The following is a 26,016-nucleotide window of genomic DNA, read 5'->3' as shown; positions in this document are numbered from 1 at the left end:
TACCTGGTCTCGTCACCTGACGGCGAGGCCGCTTCGCCGGGCGGCCCCCTCCCGCACTGGGGGTCGCCCGGCACCTCTCGCTCAGTAGGGAAAGCGCTTACCCGCCCCCCATCGGAAGGACTTCCCGTGCGAAGAACCCGCATCCTCACGGCCGTCCTGGCGCTCGCGGCCGGGCTGCTCTCGGGCGCCCCGCCCGCGCTGGCCGCCACCGAGCCCGCAGACAGGGCCGTGTCGATCACGGCCGACACCTACACCTGGAAGAACGCCCGTATCGACGGCGGCGGATTCGTCCCCGGCATCGTGTTCAACCGCACCGAGGAGAACCTCGCCTACGCACGCACCGACATAGGCGGCGCCTTCCGCTGGGTGGAGTCGTCGAAGACCTGGACACCGCTGCTGGACTCGGTCGGCTGGGACGACTGGGGCCACACCGGCGTGGTGAGCCTCGCCTCCGACTCCGTGGACCCGGACAATGTGTACGCGGCCGTCGGCACGTACACCAACAGCTGGGACCCTGGCAACGGAGCCGTGCTGCGCTCCGCCGACCGGGGCGCCGGCTGGCAGAAGGCGGATCTGCCGTTCAAGCTGGGCGGCAACATGCCGGGCCGGGGCATGGGCGAGCGCCTCGCGATCGACCCGAACAAGAACAGCGTGCTGTATCTGGGCGCGCCGAGCGGCAAGGGCCTGTGGCGGTCGACCGACTCCGGGGCGAGCTGGTCGCAGGTGACGAACTTCCCCAACGTCGGCAACTACGCCCAGGATCCGAGCGACACCAGCGGCTACGCCTCCGACAACCAGGGCATCGTCTGGGTCACCTTCGACGAGTCCACGGGCACCTCGGGCAACGCCACCCGGACGATCTACGTCGGGGTCGCCGACAAGGACAACGCGGTGTACCGCTCGACGGACGCGGGTGCGACCTGGTCACGCGTTGCCGGGCAGCCGACCGGCTATCTGGCCCACAAGGGCGTCCTGGACGCGGAGAACGGCCATCTGTATCTGTCGTACAGCGACAAGGGCGGCCCCTACGACGGCGGCAAGGGCCAGTTGTGGCGGTACGCGACGGCGACGGGCACCTGGACGAACATCAGCCCGGTGGCGGAGGCCGACACCTACTACGGCTTCAGCGGTCTGAGCGTCGACCGGCAGGATCCGGGCACGGTGATGGCCACGGCGTACAGCTCCTGGTGGCCGGACACCCAGATCTTCCGCTCCACCGACAGCGGCGCCACCTGGACGAAGGCCTGGGACTACACGTCGTACCCCAACCGCGCCAACCGCTACACCATGGACGTCTCCTCCTCCCCCTGGCTGACCTGGAACGCCAACCCGGCCCCGCCGGAGCAGACGCCCAAACTCGGCTGGATGACCGAGGCTTTGGAGATCGACCCGTTCAACTCCGACCGCATGATGTACGGCACGGGCGCGACGATCTACGGCACCGAGAACCTCGGCAACTGGGACAGCGGCTCGCAGTTCACCATCAAGCCGATGGTGCAGGGCCTGGAGGAGACGGCGGTCAACGACCTGGCCTCGCCTCCGTCGGGCGCCCCGCTGCTCAGCGCGCTCGGTGACATCGGCGGCTTCCGGCACACGGACCTCACCAAGGTGCCGGCGATGATGTACACCCAGCCCAACTTCACCTCGACGACCAGCCTGGACTTCACGGAGTCCAACCCGAACACGGTCGTCCGGGTCGGCAACCTGGACTCGGGCCCGCACATCGCGTTCTCCACCGACAACGGCGCCAACTGGTTCGCGGGCACCGACCCTTCGGGCGTCAGCGGCGGCGGCACGGTCGCGGCGGCGGCCGACGGCAGCCGGTTCGTGTGGAGCCCGCAGGGCGCGGGCGTGCACTACGCGACGGGCTTCGGCACCTCCTGGTCGGCGTCCTCCGGCATCCCGGCGGGCGCGATCGTGGAGTCCGACCGCGTCGACCCGAAGGTCTTCTACGGCTTCAAGTCCGGGAAGTTCTACGTCAGTACGGACGGCGGCGCCACCTTCACCGCCTCTGCCGCGACCGGCCTGCCGAGCGGCGACAGCGTCCGCTTCAAGGCGCTGCCCGGCACCAAGGGCGATGTGTGGCTCGCGGGCGGCGCCAGTGACGGCGCGTACGGGCTGTGGCACTCGACGAACGGCGGCACGAGCTTCACCAAGCTGACGAACGTCGAGCAGGCCGACACCATCGGCTTCGGCAAGGCGGCGACCGGAGCCTCGTACCAGACGCTCTACACCAGCGCGAAGATCGGCGGCGTGCGCGGCATCTTCCGCTCCACCGACCAGGGCGCCACCTGGACCCGCATCAACGACGACGCCCACCAGTGGGGTTGGACCGGCGCGGCGATCACCGGTGACCCGAGGGTCTACGGCCGCGTCTACATCGCCACCAACGGCCGCGGGGTCATCTACGGCGACTCCTCCGACAGCGGCGGCGGTACGGATCCCGGCCCCGATCCCACGCCGACGGGCGCCTGTGCGGTGACGTACAAGATCACCAATCAGTGGTCGGGCGGTTTCCAGGCGGAAGTGCAGCTGAGCAACACCGGGACGAGCGCGTGGTCGGGCTGGGCGCTGAACTGGTCCTTCCCGAACGGTCAGACGATCTCGCAGATGTGGAACGCCGAGCACACCCAGTCGGGTTCCTCGGTCACGGCGAAGAACGTGGGCTGGAACGCCAATGTGGCGGCCGGTTCCTCGGTGAGCTTCGGCTTCACCGGCAACTGGTCGGGCACGAACGGCAAGCCGACCGCCTTCAAGGTCGGTGACCAGTCCTGCACGGTGAGCTGAACCCGAGGGGCGCGGGCCGGTGTTCGGCGCGCACACCCCGCGAGTGAACCCGGACAGGCTGACCTCGACGTCGTTCTCGTAGGCCACGGTGTCGGTCAGGGTGTAGGCGTCGCCACTGCCGGCCTCTGCCGTTTTGGTGTGATCAAAATGTGCCGATGAGTGCGCCCTGCGACCGCCGGGGCGGCGGGCAGGGCGCGGGATCCATCAGGACATCAGGGCGCGTACACGGCCGGCCGCGGTGCCGTGGCCATGCCGTTGCCGAGGAAGAAGCTCGGGTGCGGCGGCTGGTTGTACGCCGTGTTCTGCCATGCGAGGCCAGTGCGGTACATCGTGTCGTGCAGCAGGGTCGTGATCCTGGTGTTCGTCTCGTGCGGCGTCGAGTAGATCCTGAGCGCGGTGTTGTTGCTGGTCGGCCAGATGACCTCCTCGCGCCAGTCGCCGAGGATGTCGCCGGACAGGGACGGGGTCGCCTTGGTGCCGTTGTTGGAGTGGACCGAGGCGCCGGTCAGCAGCCGGGTGTCCGACGAGGTGCCGTACTTGTCGATGCGGGTGCCGTCGAGGAGTTCACGGACCGTGTCCCCGTCCCACCAGGACAGGAAGTTGACGGAGGACGGCTCGCGGCCCTTGGTGGCACCGGCCTCGTCCCGGATGTTCGTGTCGGACGCCGACCACACCTCCGCGCCGTCGTTCCCCGCGTAGACATCCCCGGCCACACCCCGCCCGTTGTCGCAGCAGGCGGCCAGCTTCCAGCGGACGGCGCCGTTCGCGGGGTTGATGTACAGCTCGGCGGGCTGGGAGGTGGACTCGGAGACCTTGAAGTACTCCAGACCCGGCGTCGACGGATCCAGGTCGCCGAGGTGCTGGGCGTCCCCATGGCCCGTCCTCGCGGTCCACAGGCCGTTGCCGTTGTCGTCGACGGCCATCGAGCCGTAGACGATCTCGTCCCTGCCGTCGTTGTCGACGTCCCCCACGGACAGGCTGTGGGAGCCCTGGCCGTCGTACCCCTTGCCGGAGTTGGTGGAGGAGTTGGTGTCGAAGGTCCAGCGGCGGGTGAAGGAGCCGTTCCGCCAGTCCCAGGCCGCGATGACGGTCCGCGTGTAGTAGCCGCGGGCCATGATCAGGGAGGGACGGGAGCCGTCCAGATACGCCGTGCCCGCCAGGAAGCGGTCGACGCGGTTGCCGTACGAGTCGCCCCAGGAGGAGACCGTGCCCCGTGCCGGGACATAGTCGACGGACTGCATCGCCCGGCCGGTCTGCCCGTTGAACATGGTCAGATACTCGGGTCCTGACAGGACGTAACCGCTGGAGTTGCGATGGTCGGCGGAGGAGCTGCCGATCACCGTGCCGCCTCCGTCGACAGTGCCGTCGGCGGTCTTCATGGCCACCTCGGCCTTGCGGTCGCCGTCGTAGTCGTAGACCTGGAACTGTGTGTAGTGCGCGCCGGAGCGGATGTTGCGGCCCAGGTCGATCCGCCACAGCCGGGTGCCGTCGAGCTTGATGCCGTCGACGACGGTGTTGCCGGTGTAGCCGGACTGGGAGTTGTCCTTGGCGTTGGTGGGCTGCCACTTCAGCACCAGGTCGAGGGCGCCGTCGCCGTCGAGGTCGCCGACGGAGGCGTCGTTGGCCTCGTAGGTGTAGGCCACACCGTCGGGTGTGGTGCCGCCGGCCGGCGGGGAGATCGGGACGTCCTTGTAGCCGGTGCGGAACTGGATCGCGTGGACGGAGTCGCCCTGCTCCACGCCGTTCACGATCGCGCGGACCGTGTAGTCGGCGTGCGAAGGGGCGCCGGAGTGGAAGTAGTTGGTGGAGCCGTTGATCGGCGTCGCGTTGACCTTCGTACCGGCGCGGTAGAGGTTGAAGGAGACGTTGTCGGGGTCGGTGCCCAGCCAGCGCCAGCTGACCAGGTTGCCGCTGCCGGTGTACACGCTGACCACACCCCGGTCGAGCGCCTCGACCTGACGTGCGGTGGCGGCCTCGGCGGGGCCGGCGCCGGTGAGCGAGGTCAGCCCGGCCGCGACGATGGCCGCGGCGGTGCCGAGGGCGGACAGGACGACCCTGCGTCTGCGGTGCTTGTGCGGGTGCTGCACGAGACGTACCTCCTGGGAGGACGGACGGGTTCCGTTCCCCTTCAGTCGCCGCCGTCGACCGTGAAGTTGCCGTATTTCTCGGCCAGTTCGGCGACGGTACGGGCGATCTTCTCGCGCAGCTCGACGGGCTGGAGCACCTCGACGTCCGTGCCTAGGCGCAGGAACTCGCCGTGCGCGTGGTCGACGGACTCGATGGGGACCGTGACCCGCGTCCAACCGTCCTTCTCCGTACGGAGGTTGCTCGCCCGGGGCAGGGTCCGCCCCGGCGCCAGCCGCACCACCGCCTCGCCCCGGTGCAGCCGGTCGTGGAAATCCCGCTGGTACGCCGCCCAGTAAGCCGCGAGTTCGAAGTCGTCGGGCCTGCTGAACTCCTCGGGTGTCGCCGTCAGTTCGAGGATCTGGTCGACCCGGAAGGTACGCGGCCCCGGCCCCGCCACGACATACCAGCGGCCCGCCTTGAGGACGAGTCCGTACGGCTCAAGGCGGCGCTCCACATCGGTGGGCTCGCGCCAGCGGCGGTACAGGATGTTCAGGACCCGGCTGTTCCAGACGGCGTCGGCGACCTGCGGGAGGAACGGGGTCGCGTCGGCGTCGGAGTACCAGCCGGGGGCGTCGAGGTGGAAGCGGGCGCTGATCCGGTCGGCCTGGACCGGGAGGGCGGCGCGGACCTTCAGCTCGGCGGCGGCGAGCAGCGAGCCGAGCCCCAGTTCGGCGGCGGGTCCCGGGACCCCGGCGAGGAACAGGGCCTCGGCCTCGTCGGCGGTCAGTCCGGTGAGCCGGGTGCGGTAGCCGTCCAGGAGCCGGTAGCCGCCGGCGTGCCCGGCGTCGCCGTACAGGGGGACTCCGGCCGCGCTCAGCGCCTCGACGTCCCGGTAGACGGTGCGGACGGAGACCTCCAGCTCCTCGGCGAGCTGGGCGGCGGTCATCCGGCCGCGGGTCTGGAGCAGCAGCAGGATCGAGACGAGACGGCTGGACTTCACTGACACAGGATGTCATTTGAGGCCAAGCACAGGGAGGCTGCTGAACAGCGACTTCTCCCCCTCGAAAAGATCATCTGGGGAAGCGATGGGAAACGGAGCCACCCACAGACCCCTCGCGACAACCCGCTTCTCCCATACCTCCTGAAGGTACTCCACAATGCGCCGCTCCATCGACAGCGTCACCTCGCTGTAGACGCCCGCCATACCCGGCAACTCATGCCCCAGCCGGGCCTCCTTCGCCACATCAGCGATGTCCGCCCCCGGCTCGTCCAGTAGAGCCTTGTGCCAGTGCCGCAGCCGGTAGATGTCCTGCCCGGCCATCTCCTCCACAGGTGGCAGCTCCGGACGGGCAACCCGCGCGCCGCCCGGCGCCGGCTTCACCTCGTCCTGCCCGTCCCGAATCGGGTACCAGTAGTTCTTCGTGAATCCGACGCCGAGCATCGGCTTGCCAGCCTTCGACACGAACATGAACGGCTTGTCGTGGGATGCCAGCAGCGCCGCATGCTGCTCATGAAGGAATGGCGGAATCACGAGAGATCGGTAGCTGTCGTACTTCGGCCCGGCCAATACCGGCTTGCCGTCCGCGTAGTACATCTGGTGCTGCACGCGCAGCGCATGCAAGTCCGCGTACCGCGGCTCCTCTTCCTCTCGCCGATCACGGTCGGGGTCAGTGGCCGGCCAGTGCGGGGAGGCGAACCCGCGTTGCAGCCCGTACATTTCACCGGGCGGTCTCATGCCGGTGAAGGCGACGGTCCAGATGTACACCCAGCCCGCGAACCCCCATACGTGGTAGGCGTTTGAGGCCAGCTGGTGCACAGCCTCAATGGGCAGCTCGCGCTTTACGCGGCGGGTCTGCTTCTTCTCGTACCGGCCACGCCGTCTCTGGACGATGACGGGTGTCTCGTCGCGGAGTTTGTGTTTGAGGACGGCGTCGTCCATGAGCATCCGGAACACGCTGAGAATGCTGTTCTTGTAGCTCTCCGAATACCGCTTGGTGACGTAGCTCTTGAACTGGTCGTAGTCGACGGGCGTGATCTGGGCGACGGTCCATGTGTGCCAGTACGGCTTGATCACAGCGTTCAGGATCGACTCGTACTTGTTCTCCGACCGCACGCGCAGCTCGATCGAGGCGAACCAGATATCGCAGTACTCGCCCATGCCCATGTTCTTGGACTTGGGCCGGTGACGGTTGTTGCGGACGTCGGACTCGCGGTCGAGACCGTAGTTGTACGCCTCGTCCTCGTTCTCGAACGGCACACCAGGCTCGGGCCCGGATGCGCTCTCGTACTTCTTCCGCTTCGTCGGCTTCCCGTGCTCGTCGAGGTGGTACTCGCCGCCCCACCACTTCACCCGGATGCTGTTTCCGCGCATCTCCACAGATGGCATGCCGTCCCCCCAGACGCTTTGCGCGAGTTCGGTGAGTGCGGATACGCCGGCAGGCACCCCTACCGCCGGCCTCCGCGTACTGGAACTGCCTACTCTGTCGCGCCTACAGGGCAGCCGCGGCAGGTTCCGCAATCCCGGCCCTGGCCCTTCATGAACCGCCTCACGCTCGCCTGAATCGTGCGGTCGTCAGCGGCTCTTGGGGACAGGACACATACCTCCTGGCCTGCGATCTGGGTCGGGTATCCGAGGATGCCCGGCCCCAGGTCGAGGTTGATTACACAACTCACCGGTCCCCCTGTGTGTCGCCTGGCGGGAACCTCCCCGGGTGGGGACACAGCGTTACATGTCGAACACGGGAGCGGGAGGGGGTTGGTGAGCTTTCGTCAGCCCCGGAAGGTCACAATCAGGTTACGGCGAAAAGGTTGTACGGCCAATCAGACCTGATCAGGCGTCATCTTCCATGGCGCCCGTACTGCGCAGAACCTTCACAAGCTCTTCAGCGAACGCTTGCACAGCCCCGATAGGGGCGTCCGGCAGCTTCGCCATCGCCGCCTTGTAAGCCGCCTCCCGCACGTCCTCCTCGGACAGGCGCGGCGCAACTGCGGCCGCCGCTGGCGCTTCGTCGGCGAGGACCGGCTCACCGCCAGCGGCGATCAGAATGCAGCTGCCGACAGCCCAGCCAAGAACCCTGTCGATCTTGGCGTACGTCGACTCGCGGACCTCTTCCCCTTCTTCGACCCTCTGCCAGGTGTCCTTCGAGATCCCTGCCGCCCGAGCTGCGGCAAGGCGCGAGGAGAACAGCTCAAGACGGTGCGCCTTCACGCGCCGCGCGAGGCGTCCGAGATCACGAGTAGCCATGTCGACATCTTGGCAGCCGGAACCCAGTTCCGACTAGCTCTGACGGGCCAAACGGCCGGTTTCCGCTGAGGCAAGGCTAACTAAGGCTACTTGCCAGTCACCCTGGAAGTCGATTTCGCGCGATGCTCGGCTAACTTAGGCTAGACAGCGAGGCTAACTAGGGCTAGTTTTAAGGCATGCACCAACCGACGACCTTCGAGGTCGACGGGGACGCGATCCGCAAGGAACGCATGCGAGCGGGACTGACACGCGCCGAGCTGGCTGACCTGGTCGGAGTCACCGACCGCTACATCCGCCACCTCGAAACCGGCACCCGCACACACATGCGCAAACCGCCGTACATCGCGCTCCGCACCGCCCTCAAAGCCAGCGACGAGCGCCTCCAACGCCAGCCACCTCGCCCCACCGAGGACCCACCCGAAAGGACATAACCGCCATGGCCACCAAGGCCTACGAGCTCTACGGAGTGCCCGTCCCCCCGCAGGACCCGGAGCAGGAGTTCATGACCGTCCAGGAGACGGCCCACGTACTCAACTGCTCCGTCTCATGGCTGCGCCGGTTCCTCAGGGCCAACCGCCACCTGCACAGCTACAGCGGCCGCCGCATCGTCACCAACCGCGAGGACCGGGCCGCGATCTATGAGGCGCGCCGCGCCGGCGACCCGAGAACGGGCCGTGCGATGCCGCGTCAGCGCCGCCGGACGGCCGGGCGGAAGCCCGCGTCTGCCGCTGCCTGACCCCTTCAACGCCGAAGGGCCGCCCCCTTTGCCCGGTAGACGGCCCCTGATCGGCGACCCCACCAATCCAGAAAGTGAGGCCTTCGATGGCCACATTCTTGCAAACCCTGAGCATCACACAGCCCTCGCGGGTGGTGCCGCTGCACAAGGCGACGTTGCCGCAGACGGAGTTCGTCGACAGCAGCGATGACGTGTGGGTGCCGAACGGCCACACCTCCGACGGCGAGCTGCTGCTCGCCTGCCCGAACCCGCACAACCCGGAGGACGCGGGCCACGGTGCCTCGTACCCGTGGACGTTGCACGAGGTGCAGCAGTCGTTCGGTCCGCTGATCGCCAGGTCGGCGGTGGCGTCGTGAGCGCCCGGGAGGAACTGCTGGCTGAGGGCCGCCGGGTGCTGTGGGCGGGGCTCATCGACAGTGGCGAGGAGTTCGTGTCGGCGGCGCCGCAGATCTTCATCGACGCGGGGATGCTGGTGGAGTCGGGCGGCGCCGCCGAGTTGGAGCGGCTGCGATCTCGGGTTGCCGAGCTGACGGAGCAACTGGCCGCGCTTCAGGCGCAGCAGGAGGTGCTGCGGGGAGCGGACGGGATCACACAGCGGATCGCGCCGACGCAGGCGTTGCGTGAGGACGACCCGTTCCATCTGCACCACACCTACCGGGTGTCCCGGGATCTGCCCGAGACGGGCGGTGCTCCGTGCTGACCCTCCTCGCCGATCTCACCCCGGCCAGCGCCGTATTCGGCGCGATCAGCGCGGGCGCCGCGCTGGCGGTGCCGTACTTCCTCCTCGTCGACGCCCGTGTGCCCCGGCCGGATGTGTGGCTGCTGGTCGAGTCGGGTCGTTTCGACCGGCTGCTGATCGCGATCGCTGACGCCCGGTTCGAACCGCGTCACGCCAAGCCGTCCCGCTTCAACGCCCTGAAGGGGGCCACCCGATGAACCGCATCCGACTCGCCCTCCACCGCCTCTTCCGGCGCCCCGCCACCACCAAGCCGATGCGCCTGTACACCCGGCGTGTCCCGGACGGCGTGTACCTCGACCTGGAGGAGTACTTCACCCACGTCGTCACCGCCATCGCCGACGACGAGGACGCCCTCGCTCTCCTCATGGAGATCATCGACGACCGCAGTGTCTCCCGTGAGCACAACGGGTGGGAGCCCGAGAAGCTCCTCATGGAGCACCTGGCGCTGAAGGTCGGCTACGAGGTGCCTGTGCGCGGTGAGGCGCTGGCGCGGCTGGCGAAGCGGCTGGAGGCTGCTGTGCCGAAGCCGGTCGTGATCCCGGCGCAGCGCCGTGAGGGTGGTGCTGCCGTATGAGCGCCTCCGTCTGCCCGAACCATCCGCCCGGCCACGTCTGGGACAACGGCCTGAACTGCCGCTGGTGCGACGCCACCCGCACTCCCGCTGAGGCGATCGTGTCGGGGCTGGCGTCCCGGCGCGGAGGTAACGAGGAGGCGGCCCGGACACTCCTCGGCGCCTACCGGGCCGAGGTCCTCGCCTCCGAGGGCGCCGTCGTCGAGGGGTGGCCTGGTGAACTCGGCTACCTCCGCGCCCTCATCACCGCCCTGAACAAGGCGGTGCAGATGAACAACGTGCAGGCGGCGCAACGCCTCCTGGCCGTGTACCAGCACAACCACGGCCAGCCTGCTGAAGCGGAGGCCACCCGATGACCACCACCACCGACGCCGGGGCCAACACGGCCCCGGCCGCCGGCCGCCGCGTCACACCGACTGGCCGACTCATCCTCCCCGCCGACGCCGACCGCGCCGACTGGCTCACCGCCCGACGCTCCGGAATCGGCTCCTCGGACATCGCCGCGATCCTCGGCATCAGCCGGTACGGCAACGCCCTCTCGGTCTGGCACGACAAGACCGGCGGCCTACCACTGGAGTCCGACGACAGCGAACCCGCCCTCTGGGGACGGATCGACGAGGAAGGCGTCGCCCGCGAGTGGGCCCGCCGCAACCGCAGCGTGGTCCGCCGCGTCGGCCTCGTCGCCAACATCGACCGGCCCTGGCAGATGTGCACCCTCGACCGCCGCGTCCTGGAATGCCCGCTCGCCGACGGCGCCGAGAAGTGCGCCGTCGAGATCAAGTGCCGCGACAAGATGAAGGCTGGCCTGTTCCGCAAGGGCGTCGCCGACGACGTCCTCGTACAGACCCTGTGGCAAGCCGACGTGTGCGGCTTCGACCACATCCATGTTGCGGTGCGGATCGGCGGCAACGACTACCGGCAGTTCGTCGTCCGCGTCGTCGACCACGAGCAGCTGATTGCGGACCTGCGTGAGGCCGGGGCCCGCGCCTGGCAGCAGATCACTGACCGGCGGCCGCCGGTCCTCCCCGCGGACGCCGACCCGGACGTTCTGCTCGACCTGTACGAGCGGTTGCACCCGGAGCATGACGGGGTCGTGGACATCACCCGCGACGTCGACACGCAGGACGCCGTCGCCGACTACCTCGACGCGCACAACGACTACGTGGCGGCCGAGAAGCGGAAGAAGGCGGCGAAGGCCCGCATCCTCGCCGGGCTCGGCAGCGCCGAGGCGGCCACGGTCCTGGACCGCGTCCATGTGTCCCTCGATGAGCGCTCCAAGCAGTGGACGGACGTCGCCCGCCTCGCCGAGCGCTGGCCGGATGCCTACGCGGACTGCGTCGAGGACCGCACCTATCGCCAGATCAACATTCCCCGCTCTGTCCGTGAGGAGCACAACGCATGACCACGATCGCTGAGCGGGCTGCGGCCGCTGCAGGCCGCACCGACAACTCCCCGGCCCCGGCTGAGGAAGCACCGGCCGCCGAGGAGTTCATCCCGGCGCCCGACCCCATGGCTGACTACGAGCCCGGCGACGACGACCCGGACATGGTGCCCGTCGGTGTCGCATGGCTCCGGGTCCGCCGGGACATCCGCGCCATCGGCAAGGGCGAGCTGTACAACCAGTCCGGCACGCGCTTCAACTTCCGCGGTGTGGACACCGTCGTCAACGTCTTCGGCCCGGTCACGCTGAAGCACGGTGTGCACGTCATGTCGTCGAAGGTCGAAGCGTCGTACGGCGAGAAGACGACGAAGTCCGGCGGCAAGATGCGGGAGTGCTCCGTCCTCGTCACCTGGACGATCATGGGGCCAATGGGTGACACGCTCACCCTCCAGACGATGGGCGAGGCCCTCGACACCGCCGACAAGGCCACGACGAAGGCGCAGTCGGTCGCGCTGCGGACGCTGCTCCTTGGGTTCGGGCTGACGCCCACGCACGACACAGACCCGGACGCCGACCGCATCGAGCGGGGCATCGAGGCGCCAGCCCGATCCGCAGAGTCGTACCGCGACGAGCTCCTCGATCCGAAGACCAGCCCGGGCCGGATCCAGCAGATCGGCTACGAGGTGTCCAACGCACGGATGTTGGGCTCGCGCGTGCAAAACGAGACCGGCGAGTGGGAAACGCTCGGCGACCTCGGTCGACGGATTCACGGCGAGCGCACTGGCGGTGGCGCATGAGCTGGCACCTCGGCCGCCTGTGCGGCTTCGACCTCGAAACCACAGGCGTCGACGTCGAGTCCGACCGCATCGTCACCGCATGCGTCGTCCAGTGCGGCGGCAAGCACCCCACCCAATCCGCGAACTGGCTGGCCGACCCCGGCGTCGAGATCCCCAAGGCCGCCAGCGACATCCACAAGGTGACCACGGAGCGGGCCCGGGCCGAAGGGCAACCCGCCGGCCAAGTCGTCGAGCAGGTTGTCGCGGCGCTGTCGCAGGTCGTGCTCGCCGGGATCCCGCTCGTCGCGATGAACGCGAGCTTCGACCTCACCATGCTCGACCGTGAGGCGCGCAGGCACCGCGTGTGCCCGCTCAGCGACATCGTCGGCGACCAGCTGCGGGTCATCGATCCCCGCGTCCTGGATAAGCAGGTCAGCCGCCGTAAGGGCAAGCGCACCCTGTCGGATCTGTGCGAGCACTACCGGGTTCCGTTGGACGGCGCGCACAGCGCGGATGCCGACGCCATCGCCGCGTGCCGGGTCGCCTGGCGACTGGGCACCACGGTGCAGCAGCTCGGGTCAATGAGCATCGACGATCTGCATCAGGCGCAGATCGGATGGGCTGAGGAGCAGGGCCGTTCGTTGGCCGCGTACTTCCGTCGGACGCCTGGCAAGGAGTCGTGGGCGGACGGGGTGCGCACCGAGTGGCCGCTGATTCCGGTGCAGCGGGACGGGGGTGCGTCGTGAGGCTCGTCAGTGCCGCCAAGTATGCAGCCCTCCAGTCCCTCCAGCAGCGCACCGCCCGCGACCTGGAAGCCGCGGAGAAACTCGCCGCCAACCGGCTGGGCACCATCACCCGCCTCCGCAGCGACCTCGCCAAAGCCGAGGACGGTAGCCCGGCCACCCCGCTCCCGCAGCCGGAGGCCGCGGTGGGGGATGCCGAACTCCGCCGCCGACTTCAGCTCGCCGAGCGCACTGTCCGGGAACTGACCGAGCGGCTCGGCCAGATGCAGGCCACGCATGAGGCCGACACCCGCGAACTGCACGACCTCAGGCAGGGGGTGACGTCATGAGTCGCGGCCCTCTCGCCGAGCGGAATGCGCGTCTGGTCGCGCAGGTCGAACGGCTCATCGGCGAACGCGACAGAGCTCTCGGGCAACTCGCCGCCGAGACCAGCGCCCGGCGCCGGTTCGCGCGCGAACTCTCGGATCTGAAGGACGAGGTGGCCCTGCACATCGTCGCCGCCGAGCACCCCTCCAGCGCGCTGTCAGACGCCCGCTCGATGGCCTTGTCGCTGCGGGAGGCGTGCGAGGCCCGCGGTATCGACCTCCGGCTGGAGCTCGCCCGTCTGGAAGGGAGCGAGCTGTGATTGACCGCATCACCGTCGGCGCCGCCTCACTGATGGGCGCCCTCGTCACCGCCGCAGGTGTTGCCCGCTGGTACGTGCGCCCCGAGCACGCGCCCGGCCGGCACCGGAGCGTGGGGCTTCTGCCTCCGCTGGAGGATCTGATCGGCCCGCCCTCCGAGTACACGGCCGTCGACCCCTGCGCAGAAACGCAGGCCTTCGGAGTGGTCCGTATCGGCCTCGGCTGGTGCGACGTGTGCTGGGAGACCAAAGCCGGGGTGATCACCCGGAACGGGTTCCGCTGCGACGACTTCACCAGCCACCCGACAGGGGGTGCGCTGTGAGCGCGCTCTTCAACCTTGCCATCGCCGCCACCTTGTTCGGCTTCGCATGGCTGGTGTGGGGGGCTCTCCGCCCACGCCCGTCCGACACCGCGCACGCCGAGCAGGCCGCAGCCGCGCGGGAGGTCGACGACCTCGAACTCCTCTACTCCCAGCCCGCCTACGACCCGGCCTGGAACGCCGGGCCGGAACGCCTGTGGGACGCCGTCCTCGACCAGCCCGAAGAGGAGGACCAGCGGTGAGCCTCGACCTCAACCGGCAAACGTGGGGCATCCACGACCACGCCACCCCCGACGAGAAGCAGCGCGCCACGCTGTACGTCGCCTCGCAGGCCCGGGACGCGGCGGACTGCCGCCAGCTCCTCGACGTCCTCGGCCTCCTCCCCAAGCACGTCGTCGCCGAGCACGGCATGCGCGGCTACCGGCAGGGCTGCCGCTGCCCGCTCTGCCGCAAAGCCAACACCGAACGCACCTACCGGCAGAAGACCAAGCGCACCGGCGAGCCCGCCACCACCACCGCGGACTGCCCGATCAACACGAAGGGGGACCTGTGAGCAGCACCGACCCACGCCACGGCAAGCCCGGCACGTACAAGCAGGGCTGCCGCTGCAATGCCTGCCGGGAAGCCAACCGCCTCTACCAGAACGCCGCGAACAAGCGGCGCGCCGCCAACCCGGCCCTGGCCGACCGTGCCGGGCACGGCAGCCCCAGCACCTACATCAACTACGCGTGCCGCTGCGACGCCTGCAAAGCGGCCAACACACGCAGGCTCCGCGCCCAGCGGGAGCGCCGGAAGGAGCGTGCAGCATGACCGCACCGACCCTGTTCGCCCCCGGCACCCCGGCCGCCACCACGGTGGCCGGGTCCCGGCCCGAGCCCGCCATCACCATCACCGTCCACGGCATCCCCGCCCCGCAGGGATCCAAGCGGCACGTCGGCCGCGGGATCATGGTCGAGTCGTCGAAGAAGGTCAAGCCGTGGCGGCAGGACGTCAAACACGCCGCCCTCGCCATCACCGAGCAGCTCGACAACTGGACGGTCCTCGACGGCCCGCTCGCCGTCGCCATGACGTTCACCTTCGACCGGCCCAAAGGGCACTACCGCACGGGCCGCAACGCGCACCTGCTGCGGGACGCGGCCCCGTCCCGGCCTGCCGGAACACCGGACCTGTCCAAGCTCGTGCGCTCCACGGAGGACGCCCTGACCGGCGTCGTGTGGAAGGACGACGCACGGGTCGTCGAGTATGTACAGCTCGGCAAGTGGTACGCGGAGACCGACGCCGACGACGTACTGACGGTGCCGGGCTGCGTCATCCACGTGTGGCCGCTCCCCGGGGCGGTGACGTCATGACCCGCACCGGGATCCGCGACACCCGCACCAACGCCCGCCCCGCCGACTGGCGCGACACCGCTTCCTGCCGCAAGGAAGACCCGGAGCTGTTCTTCCCGAAAGGCACGGATGGCCCCTGGCTGCTCGCCATCCAGGAGGCCAAGAAGGTATGCCGGCGCTGTCCCTCGGTCGATGCCTGCCTCGCCTTCGCCAACGACAACAACATCAGCGACGGCATCTACGGCGGGCTCACCGAACACGAACGCCGCAGCCTGCGCCGGTCCGTCGCCCGCGGCAACACCGCGCCCGAGGAGGCCGCGGCCAAGGCCGAGGCCGCACGACAGTCTGAGCCTGCGCAGCCGCGGACCATCGGCGAGTACTTCAACCTCAACACCCGCGCCCAGAACGGGCATCGCGTGTGGGTCGGCACCACCGACGCGTACTGGGGTGGCCGTAAGTACACGCCGAAGCAGTTGGCGTTCACGCAGGATCGCGGCCACTACCCCAGCGGGCGCGTGTACTCCGGCTGCGGAGTCTCCGGCTGCGTGCTGCCTGCGCATCTGACGGACCAGGAAGAGCGGGGAACGTGCGGGACCCGGTCCGGCTACACGTGGCATCGCCGCCGGGGCGAGGAGGCGTGCGAGCCGTGCAAGCGGGCGAACACGGACGCGGACAACCGGCTGCGTAGGACCGGCACCACGTTGGAGCTGGCGTCGTGAGCGGCGAGGTGCAGGCGCCCGTCTGCGGTCACTGGGTGGGTGCCGAGTCCCGGTACTGCCGGGCGGTCGACGGCGTGCGCCTCTTCCTGCCTGGCTATGCGTGCCCTGCTCACACGCCGAGCGCGCTGGCCGACCGTCCGGAGCCGCAGCCAGGCCCTGGCTATCCGGCGGCCGCGTGGACGACGCCGTCGCCGATTTCGGACTCGCGGGTGCATGACGCGCGGGCGGTAGCCAGTGGCAAGCGCAGGTCCAACCCGCAGGCGTACCGGGCGGCTCAGGCCGCCGTCTCCGAGCAGAGGGGGCCGCGGTGACTGCCTGCCCGAACTGCCAAGCCCCGATACCGCCGAACTCGGGTGGCTGCAAGAACTGCGGCCGCCCCGTCGGCCACTGAACCGCCCACATGAAGCGCCCCGCCTCAGGCGAATTGAGGCGGGGCCCCGACAAGGAGACCACATGAACTCCTGGCACCACGCCCAATCCTCCGCCCGCAAGTGGGGAGGCGACCCCAACCTCTACCTGCCCGTGCACGAGTTCATCGACAGCTCGAAGCGAATCATCGGCGACGTCCGCCACCGCTCGCTCTACCACCACACCGAAGGCGTGTGGCTGTGCCAGCGCATCTTCGGCGTCACCCTCGACGTCCCCAAGCAGCGGTCCGCCGTGCAGGTCCCGGTCCGGCTCATCGCCGAACAGCACGTCCTGGAGGACCTCGGCTGGCTCCCCTCCCCGGCGGACTACATCGACGGCATGCCCATCGCCCCGTGGATGTCCGGCAGTCAGCGCAAGACCGTCCCGCTTTCCCACCTGCTCCTCAACCAGCCCGCCACCGTTGGAGACCTCAAGTGACCGACACGACCCGCAACTTCCTCGGCATCCCCGTCCAGGGCGACATCACCCCCGGCGCCACCCGCGTCGAGCAGAAACCGATCGAGGAACTCCAGCCCATCCTTCAGGCCGTCCTCGACGACCCGACGATCGTCGAGTTCGGGTGGCGGCAGTACACCCCGTACTTCAACGACGGCGACCCCTGCGAGTTCAGCGCCCACGGCCTGTGGGTGCGCACCACCGCGGACGAGGACGCCGAGGAGTACGAGCTGGAGATGTGGGGCCACCGGACCCTCGGCAAGGTCACCACGGAGTGGGCCGACGACCCCGAGACCAAGCGTCGGGTCGTAGTCAGCGAGACGTACGAGGGCCCCGACGGGGCCCGCTACCGGCGCTGCAAGGCGCTGGGTGACGCCATCGACTGCGGCGCCTTCGAACTGGTCCTGCTCGAAGCGTTCGGCGACCACGCAGAGGTGACCGTCCGCCGCGATGGCATCGAGGTCGAGTTCTACAGCCACGACTGACCACCTGACCGGCGGCCGTCTTCCCCCAGCGGCCGCCCCGGGCTCGCCCCGCACCTCCCCCCCTGCGGGGTGGGCCCGGCCCCTCCGAACCACACCAGCACCACCCGAAGCGAGAGGCACGCGATGACCGCCATCCAACCCGCCCTCGACGGCACCATCCCCACCACCAGCAGCTACGCGGAATGGGTCGACGACGTGCGCCCCGCCTTCGTGACCGCCGCACGCTCAGGCCGCCGCTTCACCACCTACGAGATCGCCAAAGAGCACGAGCTGCCCGAACCGCCCAACCCGCGCGCCGACTGGGGCAACTTCGCCCAATCCCTCGTCCGCGACGGACTCATCGAGCACGTCGACTTCGAACGCAGCAGCCGGCCCACCGGCGAACGGTCCGCGGTGTCCGTGTGGCGGGGCACACCAGCCGCCCGGGCTGGACGGGTCGCGTGAGCAGGCATGGCAAAGGCCCCGCGCACGGCGGGGCCGGCAAGGAGGGGGCGGGGTCAGGACTCGGCGATGTTCAGCCTGGCGTCCACGTCCTGCCTGGCGAGGTCCAACTCCACTCGCAGGGCTTGGGCGTGGTTCTTCACGGGGGCGTCCGGGTCCATGACCCTCTGAGCGCGCCGCTCAAGCAGCTCGACGAGTGCCCGATCGCGGAGGGCCTGTTCGTAGAAGTCGGGCGGCACGACGTAGGCGCTTCGCTCGCCGCGCTCGGTGAAGGCACCCGGGCGCCCGCCGTATCGCACGTCGCGCAGCAGCTGGGTCAGGTTCGCGCGCGCCGAGGTCATCGAGACCTCCGCCACACCGTCGTCCGCAGTCTGAATGCCCTGGTCAGCAGCCATGGCCAGAGTGTAAGTCATCGCCAATCCTTCCAATCTCGCCAATCTTTAAAGTAGTATGGCAGGGCGAGGCCAGCCCTGCCAAGACGCCAACCTCTGTTCCGCACGACCGAAAGAAGCGCAGATGCCCTGGGCCCGATTCGACGACCGGTTCCCCTCGAACAGGAAAGTGCGCCTCCTGTCCGACGGCGCGTTCCGCTTGTACGTCTCCGCGATCTGCTGGTCGGCCGAGAACCTCACCGACGGCGTCATCAAGACGGCAGAACTGCGACTCGTAGCCGACGTGAGGGCGACACGAACGCGCGCCAAAGAGCTCGTCGACGCTGAGCTGTTCGAAGTCCTAGAAGGCGTCGGCTGGAAGATCCACGACTACCACGACTACAACCCCACCGCCGAGCAGGTCCGTGCCGACCGGGAGCAGAGGACCGCACGTCAGCAGCGGTGGCGGAAGAAGAAGCAAGGCGGCACACCTGACCCGGAGCCCCCGAACGGCAGCCCCGATGTAGACGCGTCTACAGATGCGTCTCGCGACGCGTCTCGTAACGGCGTCGGAGACGCTGCCCCGTCCCGACCCGTCCCGACCCGTACCCCTTCTATGGCTGATGTAGGTGGGGATAGTGCAGGTAGTGAGGCGCCTGATCTTGATCACCTTGCGCCCGCGCCGATCGAGATCGATGGCTTCCAGCTAACCGACGCCATGCGCCGCTGGGCCCACGCCACACACCCCGGCGTCGACATCGACCACAGCACCGCCCAATTCGTCAGCCACTACCGCTCCACCGGCGCCCGCCGCAAAAGCTGGCCCGACGCCTGGCAGAAGTGGATCCGCGACGACGCCCGCCGCACCACACAACGAGCCAGCCCCACCCAAGGCGCCTTCCTCGTTGCCCTCGACGGCAACGGCCACACCCCCCCACCCCGCCGCTCCACCACCGACGACCGCGTCGCCGCTGCCCTCCAACTCGCCGCCGAACTCAGAGCCGAGGAAGGACACACCGCATGACACCCGCCGAAACCGCCGAACTCCTCGGCCTCTGCGCCGCCTTCGACCGCCGCACCATCGGCCGCACCGACGTCGCCGCCTGGACCACCGTCCTCGCCGACATCGACCTCACCGCCGCCAAAGCGGCAGTCACCGCGCACTACGCAACCGAAACCCGCTGGATCATGCCCGCCGACATCCGCCAAGCCGTCCGCCAACACCGCGCCGACACCGCAGCTGACATCCAGGGCCCCGGCCTTCCCGCGGAGATCCCGGACGCCGACCCCGACAACATCCCTGCCTACCTCGCCGCCATCCGCAACCAGCGGCACCGTGCCGCCGACGGACTCCCCACCCGTCGCCCCATCGCCGAACTCGTCTCCGGCGTCGGCCGCCCAGTCCCGCCCGAAGTCGAAGACGTAAAGCGGCCCGGACCGCTCGGCACCGTCTGCGCCAAGTGCTCCGCGCCCGTCGGCCGCTCGTGCCGTACACCCAGCGGCGCCGAGCGCGCACCACACAGCGCCCGCCGCGGCGAGGCCGCCGACCCGGAGGCGGAGGCCGCCGAGGCCGCCCGCCGACAGGGCGCAGCCCGCGACCGCCTCAAGCGCATGACCCCCGCCGAGCGGGCCCAGCTCGACGCCTTCCAGCAGCAGCTCGCCGAGGAGTACGCCCCGTGAAGCGCTACGTCGCCCCCATGCCCCCGCAGCTCCGCCACCAACTGCGCGCCGGCCACCACCCCGCCCGCTCAGTGCCGTGCTCGCACTGCGGCGCGAAAGCCCACGCCCCGTGCGTCCTGCGGAAGTCCGGACGCCGCCTCCCGCAACCGCACCCGCAGCGCGTCAACGCGTGGGCCCGCACGACCGCCTGCTGCCCCCAATGCCAAGTCGAACCCGGGATCTCCTGCCACGACGACGGCATCCCCCGCAAAGGCGTCCACGCCCGCCGCTACCAAGAAGCAGAGGACACCTGCGCATGACACCGCTGGACAAGCTCCTCGCCGAAGCAATCCCGACCGGCACCTTCGGCCACGCCCAACCACCACCCGCCGGCCCACGCCCCTGGACCGCCCTCGAACAAGCCGAACACCTCCGCATCCTCGACGAAGCACTCAACGGCTGGCAGGACCCCAGCGAACGTGCCACACGCGACCGCGCCCGGACGCGGCGCCTCCGACTCGTCCAGCCACATGCAGGCGCCGCCTAACCGATCACTGTCGCGCCCGTTCCCGCGCGTCCACACCCTCACGCCCCACAACACCCCGAACCAGCGCAGACCGGAGGAACCGTGACCAACCCGCCCACCCTGTTCGACGCAGAGCCGATACCCACCGTCCTCGGCTCGGCGGTCCTGTCCGACTGCGAGCGCTACCGCTACCTCCTCGGCCGCGAATGGGACGACGCCAAGCCGACCGCCGTGTTCGTGATGCTCAACCCGTCCACGGCCGACGTGCTCCGCGATGACCCGACGATCCGTCGCTGCCTGGGCTACGCCCGCGCCTGGGGCTGCGGCGCGCTGATGGTCGCGAACCTGTACGCCTGGCGCGCCACCGACCCGGCTGCGCTGTGGGCGGTTGAGGACCCGGTGGGCCCGGAGAACGACGCGCACCTGTACGCCGCCGCCACGATCGCCGCCGCGTCCGGGGGCCCGCTGGTTGCCGCGTGGGGCGCGAACGCCCGTCAGGACCGGATAGCCGCCGTTCTTGCCCTGCCTGGCATGGACCGGCTGTCGGCGCTCGCGCTCACCAAGGACGGGCAGCCCCGCCATCCGCTGTACCTCAAGGCCGATCTCACGCCGCAGCCGTGGATGCAGCCCGCCGCTTGACCTGCCCGCCCCCGCATCGTCTCCGACCCGGAAGGAACCACCACCATGAACCAGCCCGAGGTGATCGTCTCGATCACCCGCTACACCGTCTCCGTCCTGCCCGCCCGCGACATCAACCACAAGTACTTCGCCCTGCATGTCGAGTTGAAGCACGGCGGATGGGTCGTCCACAGCGGCCACGAGTTCTACGCCGAGGACGGCACCTGGCAGCCCAGCGAGTCCCTGGCGCACCGGTTCGCCGACTACGACGACGCGCTCGCCCTGGCCCGCAAGAAGGCACCCGAGATGACCGTCAACGGCCACACGGCCGTCGAGGCGTACCGGCGCACGCACCCTGCCGTCCCGGTCGTGTCGTCTGCCGCCGAGAACGGACACCAGTCGTGAAGAGCCCCGTCCCGTACTTCGGCAGCAAGCAGCGCATCGCCGACTGGATCGTCCAGATGCTGCCCACCCACGAGCACTACGTCGAACCGTTCGCCGGCGGCATGTCCGTCCTCCTCGCCAAACGGCCCTCCCGCATGGAGACCGTCAACGACCTCGACGGCGAACTCATGACGTTCTGGCGCGTCCTCCGCGACCGGCCCACCGAGCTGATCCGGGCGTGCGCCCTGACCCCGCACGCCCGCGAAGAACTCGCCGCCACGTGGGAGCCGACGAACGATGAGCTGGAACTCGCCCGCCGCATCTGGTGCCGCCTCGCCCAGGGCCGCTCCGGCACGCTGCGAAACACCGGCTGGCGCTACTACATCGATCCGGCTGGCTCGGTGACGTCGATGCCCGGCTACCTCGATGCCTACGTGAACCGCCTCGCGTTCGCAGCGGAGCGCCTGCACGCCGTGTCGCTGGAGTCGCTGCCCGCGCTCGATCTGATCGGCAAGTACGGCAAGCAGCCCAAGGTGCTGCTGTACGTCGATCCGCCGTACCTCGGCACGACCCGCCCGTGGTCGAACTACCGGGTGGAGATGAAGGCGGAGGGGGATCACCGCGAGCTGGCGGCCGCGCTCGGCGACTGCAAGGCGACCGTGGTCCTGTCTGGCTACGACAGCCCGCTGTACGGCGAGCTGTACGACGGCTGGCACCGGTACGAGCAGGCGACGTCGACCGGCAACGGCAAGGGCGACAAGGCGCGCACCGAGGTGCTGTGGGCGAACCGCCCGCTGGGTGACCAGCTTGGCCTGTTCACCGACATCCCGGCATGACCACCCACCAGACCGGCCGCCGTGTTGGAGCCACGGCGGCCGGCACCACCAACCCTAGACCTGGAGACGACCATGAACGACCAGCCGCATACCGCCATCGACTTCGACGGCTGCAACCGCAAGTGCCGCCGCGCTGGGGCCCACACGCTCGTCTGGGGCGAGTGCGAGCACGCGACGGAGCCCGAACCCACCGTGAGCCTGTCGCGCGTCTACAAGGCCACTGACGGGCTTCCGGCGATCGGCTTCGACACGTACACCGTCCCGCAACTGGCCGAGCTGATCGAGCCTGCTCTGCGCACCATCAAGATCCACCTGGGTCCGAACGCGCGGGTGCTACTGGAGCGCGGCGAGACGGTCGGCCTGTCGGTGGGCGAGTACGCGTCGTTGGCGTTGGCGGCTGCTGATGCGGTCGTACACCGCAACGACCCGAACGCCGCACCTGTTGCCGTGCCTGTGTCTGCCGTACCCGACACCCTCCGCGACCGCATCGCCGAAGCGCTGTGGCCGCTGACCGACTGGGACGGCGACCGCTTGAACGCCGAGCGCGCCGCCGACTCGGTCCTCGCGGTGCTGCCGCCGCCCGCCGACCGGGCCGCCGTCCTGCGCGAGGCGGCCGACGATCTTACCGACGCGTTCGGCGACCCAATGGCCAAGCACATCGGCGCCCTCGGAGCCAGCCATCTGCGCCGCCGCGCCCGGGAGATCGAGGCCGGGCGGGAGGCGCTGCGTCGTCTGGCCGCCGAGGTGCCCCAGCCCGAGCCCGCCGCCGGGGTGCGGCAGCCAGACACCGAGACGCCCACCCCCGCCGAGGACCCAGCCCGCATCGACCGTCTCCGCCCCGAGTTCACCGACCACGCCAGCGTCGAGTCCATCGACGCCCAGCTCCAGCGGGCCCGCTCGCAGGAGCGCCGATGGCATTTGCGGGTCGAGTGGCTGATCAGCCTGCGGCAGGTCCGGGTCGCGCAGAAGGAGCGCGGCGAGTGGCCCGCCGCCGGGGCGGGGCAGGACGGGGCGCAGACGTGAGCGGCCACGAGTTCGCGCCCGGCCGCCGTAGCCGGAAGGGCCGCCCGCAGATGACTCAGGAAGCGCAGGCGATAGCCGACGAACTCTCGCGTCGGGCCGCGCAGATGTGGGCCGAAGCCGACGGCGAGCTGTCGATCCGGGAGGCGGTGGAGCTGGCCGCGTTTCGGATGGGCGTCGAAACCTCGCAAACCATGACAGATCCCGGAGGCAAGTCGTGACCGCAGATTCCCACACCCCCAACTCGGCCCCCAGGAAGCCGCTGAGCGCCCCCAGGAGCGCCTCAACCCCACTTGCCGGTGCCTCGCGACGTCCGGAGGGGCCCTCAGGGCCTCTCAGAGGCGCACAGGGCTTTCGATCATGGAGGAACCCGTGAAGCCGTACCGCGTACTCGTCACCGGCAGCCGCGACTGGCCCACCGAAGACACCGTGTGGGCCGCCCTCAACGACGTCCGCGACGAAGCCCTCATCTCCGGCCGAACTCTGACCGTCGTGCACGGCGCGTGCCCCCACGGCGCAGACGAGCAGGCGGCCCACTGGTGCAGGACAGCCCGCCTGTTCGCCCTCGGCAGCGTCACCGAGGAGAAGCACCCTGCGAACTGGCGGCCCGGCGGCAAGCTCGACCGCTCGGCCGGGTTCCGCCGCAACGCCGAGATGGTCAACCTCGGCGCCGACGTGTGCTTGGCGTTCATCCGCAACGGCAGCCGAGGCGCCTCCCACACCGCCGCTCTCGCCGAGCAGGCCGGGATCCCCGTCAGGCGGTGGACCGCATGAGCACGCACCGCCTCGACGTCCCCGAACTTCACCGCAGACTCGACATCCAACGCCGCAACCTTGGCCTCTCGTGGCGCGGCGTCGGACGACAAGTCGGCCTCCCCGTCAGCGTGTTCACCCGCATCAGCAACGGCCGCGCCATCGAAGCCGACGCCCTGATCAGCCTCCTCGTCTGGCTCGACCTCGACAGCGAGATCGCCATCCTCGTTGCCCCCGGTCAGCAGCCCATCCCGTGCCCCGACTGCGGGCGCAACTTCCAGCCGAAACGCGACGGCACAATCCGCGCCCACAACTGCGAGGCAGCCGCATGACCCACACCCGAACCCACGTCTACGTCTCGTTCGCCAACCCGTACCTCATCTGCGACCTCTGCCGACAGACCGTCCCGCGCTGGCACAACAACGACAAGTGCGGCTGCACCGAAGAGTGCTGGCTCGACCCATGCAGCCACGACGCCGAAGCCGTCAGCGTCTGCCCGTCCTGGTCCCCGGTCGACGGCTGCCTCTGCCAGGAAGTCCTCGGCACGGTCGACCACGGCGCACCAGGCGTCGTGGACCCCGCCTGACCCCCGCCCCGCCTGTCCGGCCCGTCACCCGGGCCGGACCCCGCACCCAGGAGCAACACCGTGACCATCCACCCGTACAGCCGGTCCCCGCACACCAACGCAGGCAACTGCGAATGCGGCATGGCCGAAGAATCCCGCACCCACCCCCACGAGTTCACGCAGGCATACCGGGCCAACGTCTGCGTCTGCGCCCTCCCCGCAGGTGATCCGATCCACACCGACGCCGCTACCGCCGCACCCAACCCCGTCTACCCCGAGCCCCAGCACACCAGCCTGCACGGCATCGACGCCGCCCGGGAGGCAGTACGGCAGGCACGCGGCGACGAAGCAGCCCCCGCGATACCGATCCTGTTCGCCCATAACGACGAGAGCGGCCAGCCGTGACCGCCCGCCCGTGGCTGCCCCAGCCCGACGACGACTCGGATAACCCCGACCTCGAACTGGCCGAACACACCACCGCCTGGTGGCGCGGCCTCGGCACACCCGCCGACGACAACGAGCCGACATGACCCGCCCACAGCTGCCCCACCCCGCCCGCACCATCGGCCGCAGACGGCGGTGCCCCGCCGGCATCCGCTACCGCACCAAAGCCCTCGCCCTCGCCGCACTCCACGGGCACGTTGGCGACTCCGGACAGGAGGCCGTGCCGTGTGGGCTCGGGTGCGGCGGCTGGCACCATCAGCGAAGGAGCAGCGCATGACCGACCGGATCCCCCTCGACCACCTCACCAGCGACCAACTCGACGAGCTGTACGCACGGATGGAGCGCGCCGAGAGCACCGTCGCTGGCGTCGTCGCCAACGCCACCGACTGGGCGACCCGCGCCCCAGCAGACGACTGGGGTGACACCCCGCACGACACCGTCATGGGCGACGTCGGCCGCTTCCTGCTCAAGCTCGTTGAGCTCACGACGAAGCACAGCCGTGCACTCCAGGCCGAGGCCGCCATCGCCCGGGTCCACGACCTCCACTGCCGCAACGAGCACTCCGGCACCTGCGAGCACTGCTCCGAACACGACTACCCCGACTACTCGGTGCCGTGGCCGTGCCCCACGATCCGCGCCCTCAACGGAGAGGCCGAGTGACCATGGAGATCCTGTTCGTGCGTACCGACCCCGTGCAGGAGATCGCCGCCGAATCCGGCACGCTTGACTACCTGAAGGACGTCCTCCGCCCGAAGACCGTCGAGCCCAGGGCTACACCCGAGTTCCTCGAAGCGGCCCGGTCCTGCGACTGGCCCCTCGCGTACGACGAGACGCTCCGGCCGGGCATCGTTCACTGCCGGCCCACGCCGGCCGCAGCGCCGCCGCTCAGCGTGGCGGAGATCGAGGAGTACATGCGGGCGCTGATGCCTGCCGATCAGCCGAAGGAGCCGTCGTGATCCGCGACCCCGATGGACTGCGTGTCGTCTGGCTGTTTGGCCGACCGTACTGGTGGGGCCG

At 69.6% G+C, this 26,016-nt stretch carries 43 protein-coding genes and 1 pseudogene; 39 read left to right on the top strand and 5 right to left on the bottom strand.

What is annotated here, in order from left to right; translation table 11 throughout:
• The first annotated feature begins 126 nt into the window (after positions 1–126).
• Positions 127–2,787, top strand: coding sequence for a cellulose binding domain-containing protein (locus H4N64_RS16665; protein ID WP_186283098.1), 2,661 nt, complete (start codon positions 127–129; stop codon positions 2,785–2,787).
• Between the two features lie 212 nt (positions 2,788–2,999).
• Here H4N64_RS16665 and H4N64_RS16660 read toward each other — a convergent pair whose 3' ends face one another.
• From H4N64_RS16660 to H4N64_RS16645, 4 genes are all read right to left on the bottom strand, one after another.
• Positions 3,000–4,874, bottom strand: a complete 1,875-nt coding sequence (locus H4N64_RS16660) for a rhamnogalacturonan lyase family protein (protein WP_186283097.1) — start codon at positions 4,872–4,874, stop codon at positions 3,000–3,002.
• A 41-nt stretch (positions 4,875–4,915) separates the two neighbouring features.
• A complete protein-coding gene (locus tag H4N64_RS16655; RefSeq protein WP_186283096.1) occupies positions 4,916–5,854 on the bottom strand; it encodes a WYL domain-containing protein in 939 nt (312 codons plus the stop codon).
• Positions 5,855–5,866: 12 nt separating this feature from the next.
• On the bottom strand, positions 5,867–7,240 hold the full coding sequence (locus H4N64_RS16650) for an integrase (RefSeq protein ID WP_186283095.1): 1,374 nt from the start codon (positions 7,238–7,240) through the stop codon (positions 5,867–5,869).
• Between the two features lie 444 nt (positions 7,241–7,684).
• Complete coding sequence (locus tag H4N64_RS16645) at positions 7,685–8,098, bottom strand: helix-turn-helix domain-containing protein (RefSeq protein ID WP_186283094.1); 414 nt, start codon at positions 8,096–8,098, stop codon at positions 7,685–7,687.
• A gap of 176 nt (positions 8,099–8,274) precedes the next feature.
• On the opposite strand from H4N64_RS16645, the gene H4N64_RS16640 reads away from it, so the two are divergent.
• From H4N64_RS16640 to H4N64_RS16540, 21 genes and pseudogenes are all read left to right on the top strand, one after another.
• Positions 8,275–8,529 carry a helix-turn-helix transcriptional regulator gene (locus H4N64_RS16640; RefSeq protein WP_186283093.1) on the top strand — a complete coding sequence of 85 codons (255 nt, stop codon included), beginning with the start codon at positions 8,275–8,277 and terminating at the stop codon, positions 8,527–8,529.
• 5 nt (positions 8,530–8,534) lie between these two features.
• Positions 8,535–8,834, top strand: a complete 300-nt coding sequence (locus H4N64_RS16635; protein ID WP_186283092.1) for a DNA-binding protein — start codon at positions 8,535–8,537, stop codon at positions 8,832–8,834.
• 86 nt (positions 8,835–8,920) lie between these two features.
• Positions 8,921–9,190 (top strand): hypothetical protein, encoded by a 270-nt coding sequence (locus H4N64_RS16630; protein WP_186283091.1) that lies wholly within the window; start codon positions 8,921–8,923, stop codon positions 9,188–9,190.
• Positions 9,187–9,534 (top strand): hypothetical protein, encoded by a 348-nt coding sequence (locus H4N64_RS16625; RefSeq protein ID WP_186283090.1) that lies wholly within the window; start codon positions 9,187–9,189, stop codon positions 9,532–9,534. The genes H4N64_RS16630 and H4N64_RS16625 overlap by 4 nt, the downstream gene beginning before the upstream one ends.
• Positions 9,528–9,770 carry a hypothetical protein gene (locus H4N64_RS16620; protein WP_186283089.1) on the top strand — a complete coding sequence of 81 codons (243 nt, stop codon included), beginning with the start codon at positions 9,528–9,530 and terminating at the stop codon, positions 9,768–9,770. The genes H4N64_RS16625 and H4N64_RS16620 overlap by 7 nt, the downstream gene beginning before the upstream one ends.
• A complete protein-coding gene (locus tag H4N64_RS16615; protein ID WP_186283088.1) occupies positions 9,767–10,147 on the top strand; it encodes a hypothetical protein in 381 nt (126 codons plus the stop codon). Before H4N64_RS16620 ends, H4N64_RS16615 begins: the two co-directional genes overlap by 4 nt.
• Positions 10,144–10,500, top strand: coding sequence for a hypothetical protein (locus H4N64_RS16610; RefSeq protein ID WP_186283087.1), 357 nt, complete (start codon positions 10,144–10,146; stop codon positions 10,498–10,500). Before H4N64_RS16615 ends, H4N64_RS16610 begins: the two co-directional genes overlap by 4 nt.
• Positions 10,497–11,546 carry a YqaJ viral recombinase family nuclease gene (locus H4N64_RS16605; protein WP_186283086.1) on the top strand — a complete coding sequence of 350 codons (1,050 nt, stop codon included), beginning with the start codon at positions 10,497–10,499 and terminating at the stop codon, positions 11,544–11,546. Before H4N64_RS16610 ends, H4N64_RS16605 begins: the two co-directional genes overlap by 4 nt.
• A complete protein-coding gene (locus H4N64_RS16600; protein WP_260859754.1) occupies positions 11,543–12,322 on the top strand; it encodes an ERF family protein in 780 nt (259 codons plus the stop codon). The genes H4N64_RS16605 and H4N64_RS16600 overlap by 4 nt, the downstream gene beginning before the upstream one ends.
• Positions 12,319–13,047 (top strand): 3'-5' exonuclease, encoded by a 729-nt coding sequence (locus tag H4N64_RS16595; RefSeq protein ID WP_186283085.1) that lies wholly within the window; start codon positions 12,319–12,321, stop codon positions 13,045–13,047. The genes H4N64_RS16600 and H4N64_RS16595 overlap by 4 nt, the downstream gene beginning before the upstream one ends.
• Positions 13,044–13,373: a hypothetical protein gene (locus tag H4N64_RS16590; RefSeq protein ID WP_186283084.1), complete on the top strand. Its 330-nt coding sequence runs from the start codon at positions 13,044–13,046 to the stop codon at positions 13,371–13,373. The genes H4N64_RS16595 and H4N64_RS16590 overlap by 4 nt, the downstream gene beginning before the upstream one ends.
• Positions 13,370–13,669, top strand: coding sequence for a hypothetical protein (locus tag H4N64_RS16585; RefSeq protein ID WP_186283083.1), 300 nt, complete (start codon positions 13,370–13,372; stop codon positions 13,667–13,669). Before H4N64_RS16590 ends, H4N64_RS16585 begins: the two co-directional genes overlap by 4 nt.
• Entirely contained in the window at positions 13,666–13,989 is a 324-nt protein-coding gene (locus H4N64_RS16580; protein ID WP_186283082.1) for a hypothetical protein, read from the top strand. Before H4N64_RS16585 ends, H4N64_RS16580 begins: the two co-directional genes overlap by 4 nt.
• Positions 13,986–14,228: a hypothetical protein gene (locus H4N64_RS16575; protein ID WP_186283081.1), complete on the top strand. Its 243-nt coding sequence runs from the start codon at positions 13,986–13,988 to the stop codon at positions 14,226–14,228. Before H4N64_RS16580 ends, H4N64_RS16575 begins: the two co-directional genes overlap by 4 nt.
• Positions 14,225–14,539 (top strand): hypothetical protein, encoded by a 315-nt coding sequence (locus H4N64_RS16570; RefSeq protein WP_186283080.1) that lies wholly within the window; start codon positions 14,225–14,227, stop codon positions 14,537–14,539. Before H4N64_RS16575 ends, H4N64_RS16570 begins: the two co-directional genes overlap by 4 nt.
• On the top strand, positions 14,536–14,796 hold the full coding sequence (locus H4N64_RS16565; RefSeq protein WP_186283079.1) for a hypothetical protein: 261 nt from the start codon (positions 14,536–14,538) through the stop codon (positions 14,794–14,796). Before H4N64_RS16570 ends, H4N64_RS16565 begins: the two co-directional genes overlap by 4 nt.
• Positions 14,793–15,335 carry a RusA family crossover junction endodeoxyribonuclease gene (locus H4N64_RS16560; protein ID WP_186283078.1) on the top strand — a complete coding sequence of 181 codons (543 nt, stop codon included), beginning with the start codon at positions 14,793–14,795 and terminating at the stop codon, positions 15,333–15,335. The genes H4N64_RS16565 and H4N64_RS16560 overlap by 4 nt, the downstream gene beginning before the upstream one ends.
• Positions 15,332–15,607 (top strand): annotated as a pseudogene (locus H4N64_RS45110) (WhiB family transcriptional regulator); the annotation flags it as partial. The gene H4N64_RS16560 and the pseudogene H4N64_RS45110, both read left to right, overlap by 4 nt.
• 879 nt (positions 15,608–16,486) lie before the next feature.
• Complete coding sequence (locus H4N64_RS16550; RefSeq protein ID WP_186283076.1) at positions 16,487–16,879, top strand: DUF6915 family protein; 393 nt, start codon at positions 16,487–16,489, stop codon at positions 16,877–16,879.
• The gene (locus H4N64_RS16545) at positions 16,876–17,382 is read left to right on the top strand and encodes a hypothetical protein (RefSeq protein WP_186283075.1); all 507 of its coding nucleotides are present in this window, start codon (positions 16,876–16,878) and stop codon (positions 17,380–17,382) included. Before H4N64_RS16550 ends, H4N64_RS16545 begins: the two co-directional genes overlap by 4 nt.
• 123 nt (positions 17,383–17,505) lie before the next feature.
• Positions 17,506–17,826, top strand: a complete 321-nt coding sequence (locus H4N64_RS16540; protein WP_186283074.1) for a hypothetical protein — start codon at positions 17,506–17,508, stop codon at positions 17,824–17,826.
• A 53-nt stretch (positions 17,827–17,879) separates the two neighbouring features.
• Here the strand turns inward: H4N64_RS16540 and H4N64_RS16535 are convergent, their stop codons facing one another.
• On the bottom strand, positions 17,880–18,218 hold the full coding sequence (locus H4N64_RS16535) for a type II toxin-antitoxin system Phd/YefM family antitoxin (RefSeq protein WP_186283073.1): 339 nt from the start codon (positions 18,216–18,218) through the stop codon (positions 17,880–17,882).
• 121 nt (positions 18,219–18,339) lie between these two features.
• Between H4N64_RS16535 and H4N64_RS16530 the strand changes: the two genes are divergently transcribed.
• The 17 genes from H4N64_RS16530 to H4N64_RS16455 all read left to right on the top strand — a co-directional run bounded on the left by H4N64_RS16530 (position 18,340) and on the right by H4N64_RS16455 (position 25,955).
• Complete coding sequence (locus tag H4N64_RS16530) at positions 18,340–19,218, top strand: hypothetical protein (protein ID WP_186283072.1); 879 nt, start codon at positions 18,340–18,342, stop codon at positions 19,216–19,218.
• Positions 19,215–19,874 carry a zinc finger domain-containing protein gene (locus H4N64_RS16525; protein WP_186283071.1) on the top strand — a complete coding sequence of 220 codons (660 nt, stop codon included), beginning with the start codon at positions 19,215–19,217 and terminating at the stop codon, positions 19,872–19,874. Before H4N64_RS16530 ends, H4N64_RS16525 begins: the two co-directional genes overlap by 4 nt.
• The gene (locus H4N64_RS16520) at positions 19,871–20,173 is read left to right on the top strand and encodes a zinc finger domain-containing protein (protein WP_336246717.1); all 303 of its coding nucleotides are present in this window, start codon (positions 19,871–19,873) and stop codon (positions 20,171–20,173) included. The genes H4N64_RS16525 and H4N64_RS16520 overlap by 4 nt, the downstream gene beginning before the upstream one ends.
• The gene (locus H4N64_RS16515; RefSeq protein WP_186283070.1) at positions 20,170–20,400 is read left to right on the top strand and encodes a hypothetical protein; all 231 of its coding nucleotides are present in this window, start codon (positions 20,170–20,172) and stop codon (positions 20,398–20,400) included. The genes H4N64_RS16520 and H4N64_RS16515 overlap by 4 nt, the downstream gene beginning before the upstream one ends.
• An 81-nt stretch (positions 20,401–20,481) precedes the next feature.
• Positions 20,482–21,018 (top strand): DUF1643 domain-containing protein, encoded by a 537-nt coding sequence (locus tag H4N64_RS16510; RefSeq protein ID WP_336246716.1) that lies wholly within the window; start codon positions 20,482–20,484, stop codon positions 21,016–21,018.
• 45 nt (positions 21,019–21,063) lie between these two features.
• A complete protein-coding gene (locus H4N64_RS45105; RefSeq protein ID WP_186283069.1) occupies positions 21,064–21,402 on the top strand; it encodes a hypothetical protein in 339 nt (112 codons plus the stop codon).
• Positions 21,399–22,217 carry a DNA adenine methylase gene (locus H4N64_RS16500; protein ID WP_186283068.1) on the top strand — a complete coding sequence of 273 codons (819 nt, stop codon included), beginning with the start codon at positions 21,399–21,401 and terminating at the stop codon, positions 22,215–22,217. Before H4N64_RS45105 ends, H4N64_RS16500 begins: the two co-directional genes overlap by 4 nt.
• 72 nt (positions 22,218–22,289) lie before the next feature.
• Positions 22,290–23,240, top strand: coding sequence for a sulfotransferase family protein (locus tag H4N64_RS16495; protein ID WP_186283067.1), 951 nt, complete (start codon positions 22,290–22,292; stop codon positions 23,238–23,240).
• On the top strand, positions 23,237–23,458 hold the full coding sequence (locus H4N64_RS16490) for a hypothetical protein (protein ID WP_186283066.1): 222 nt from the start codon (positions 23,237–23,239) through the stop codon (positions 23,456–23,458). Before H4N64_RS16495 ends, H4N64_RS16490 begins: the two co-directional genes overlap by 4 nt.
• 151 nt (positions 23,459–23,609) lie before the next feature.
• On the top strand, positions 23,610–24,011 hold the full coding sequence (locus tag H4N64_RS16485; protein WP_336246715.1) for an SLOG family protein: 402 nt from the start codon (positions 23,610–23,612) through the stop codon (positions 24,009–24,011).
• The gene (locus tag H4N64_RS16480; RefSeq protein WP_186283064.1) at positions 24,008–24,322 is read left to right on the top strand and encodes a hypothetical protein; all 315 of its coding nucleotides are present in this window, start codon (positions 24,008–24,010) and stop codon (positions 24,320–24,322) included. The genes H4N64_RS16485 and H4N64_RS16480 overlap by 4 nt, the downstream gene beginning before the upstream one ends.
• A complete protein-coding gene (locus tag H4N64_RS16475) occupies positions 24,319–24,576 on the top strand; it encodes a hypothetical protein (protein ID WP_186283063.1) in 258 nt (85 codons plus the stop codon). The genes H4N64_RS16480 and H4N64_RS16475 overlap by 4 nt, the downstream gene beginning before the upstream one ends.
• 60 nt (positions 24,577–24,636) lie before the next feature.
• Positions 24,637–24,960, top strand: coding sequence for a hypothetical protein (locus H4N64_RS16470; RefSeq protein ID WP_186283062.1), 324 nt, complete (start codon positions 24,637–24,639; stop codon positions 24,958–24,960).
• A complete protein-coding gene (locus H4N64_RS45100) occupies positions 24,957–25,085 on the top strand; it encodes a hypothetical protein (RefSeq protein WP_260859753.1) in 129 nt (42 codons plus the stop codon). The genes H4N64_RS16470 and H4N64_RS45100 overlap by 4 nt, the downstream gene beginning before the upstream one ends.
• Entirely contained in the window at positions 25,082–25,276 is a 195-nt protein-coding gene (locus H4N64_RS16465; RefSeq protein ID WP_186283061.1) for a hypothetical protein, read from the top strand. The genes H4N64_RS45100 and H4N64_RS16465 overlap by 4 nt, the downstream gene beginning before the upstream one ends.
• The gene (locus H4N64_RS16460) at positions 25,273–25,659 is read left to right on the top strand and encodes a hypothetical protein (RefSeq protein ID WP_186283060.1); all 387 of its coding nucleotides are present in this window, start codon (positions 25,273–25,275) and stop codon (positions 25,657–25,659) included. Before H4N64_RS16465 ends, H4N64_RS16460 begins: the two co-directional genes overlap by 4 nt.
• Positions 25,656–25,955, top strand: a complete 300-nt coding sequence (locus H4N64_RS16455) for a hypothetical protein (RefSeq protein WP_186283059.1) — start codon at positions 25,656–25,658, stop codon at positions 25,953–25,955. Before H4N64_RS16460 ends, H4N64_RS16455 begins: the two co-directional genes overlap by 4 nt.
• Positions 25,956–26,016 lie beyond the last annotated feature (61 nt).

Source organism: Streptomyces cupreus (assembly GCF_014257025.1).
In the GTDB taxonomy this organism is placed as follows: Bacteria; Actinomycetota; Actinomycetes; order Streptomycetales; family Streptomycetaceae; genus Streptomyces; species Streptomyces cupreus.
The sequence above is the reverse complement of the archived record's forward strand: the minus strand, read 5'-3'. Positions and strand labels throughout refer to the sequence as shown.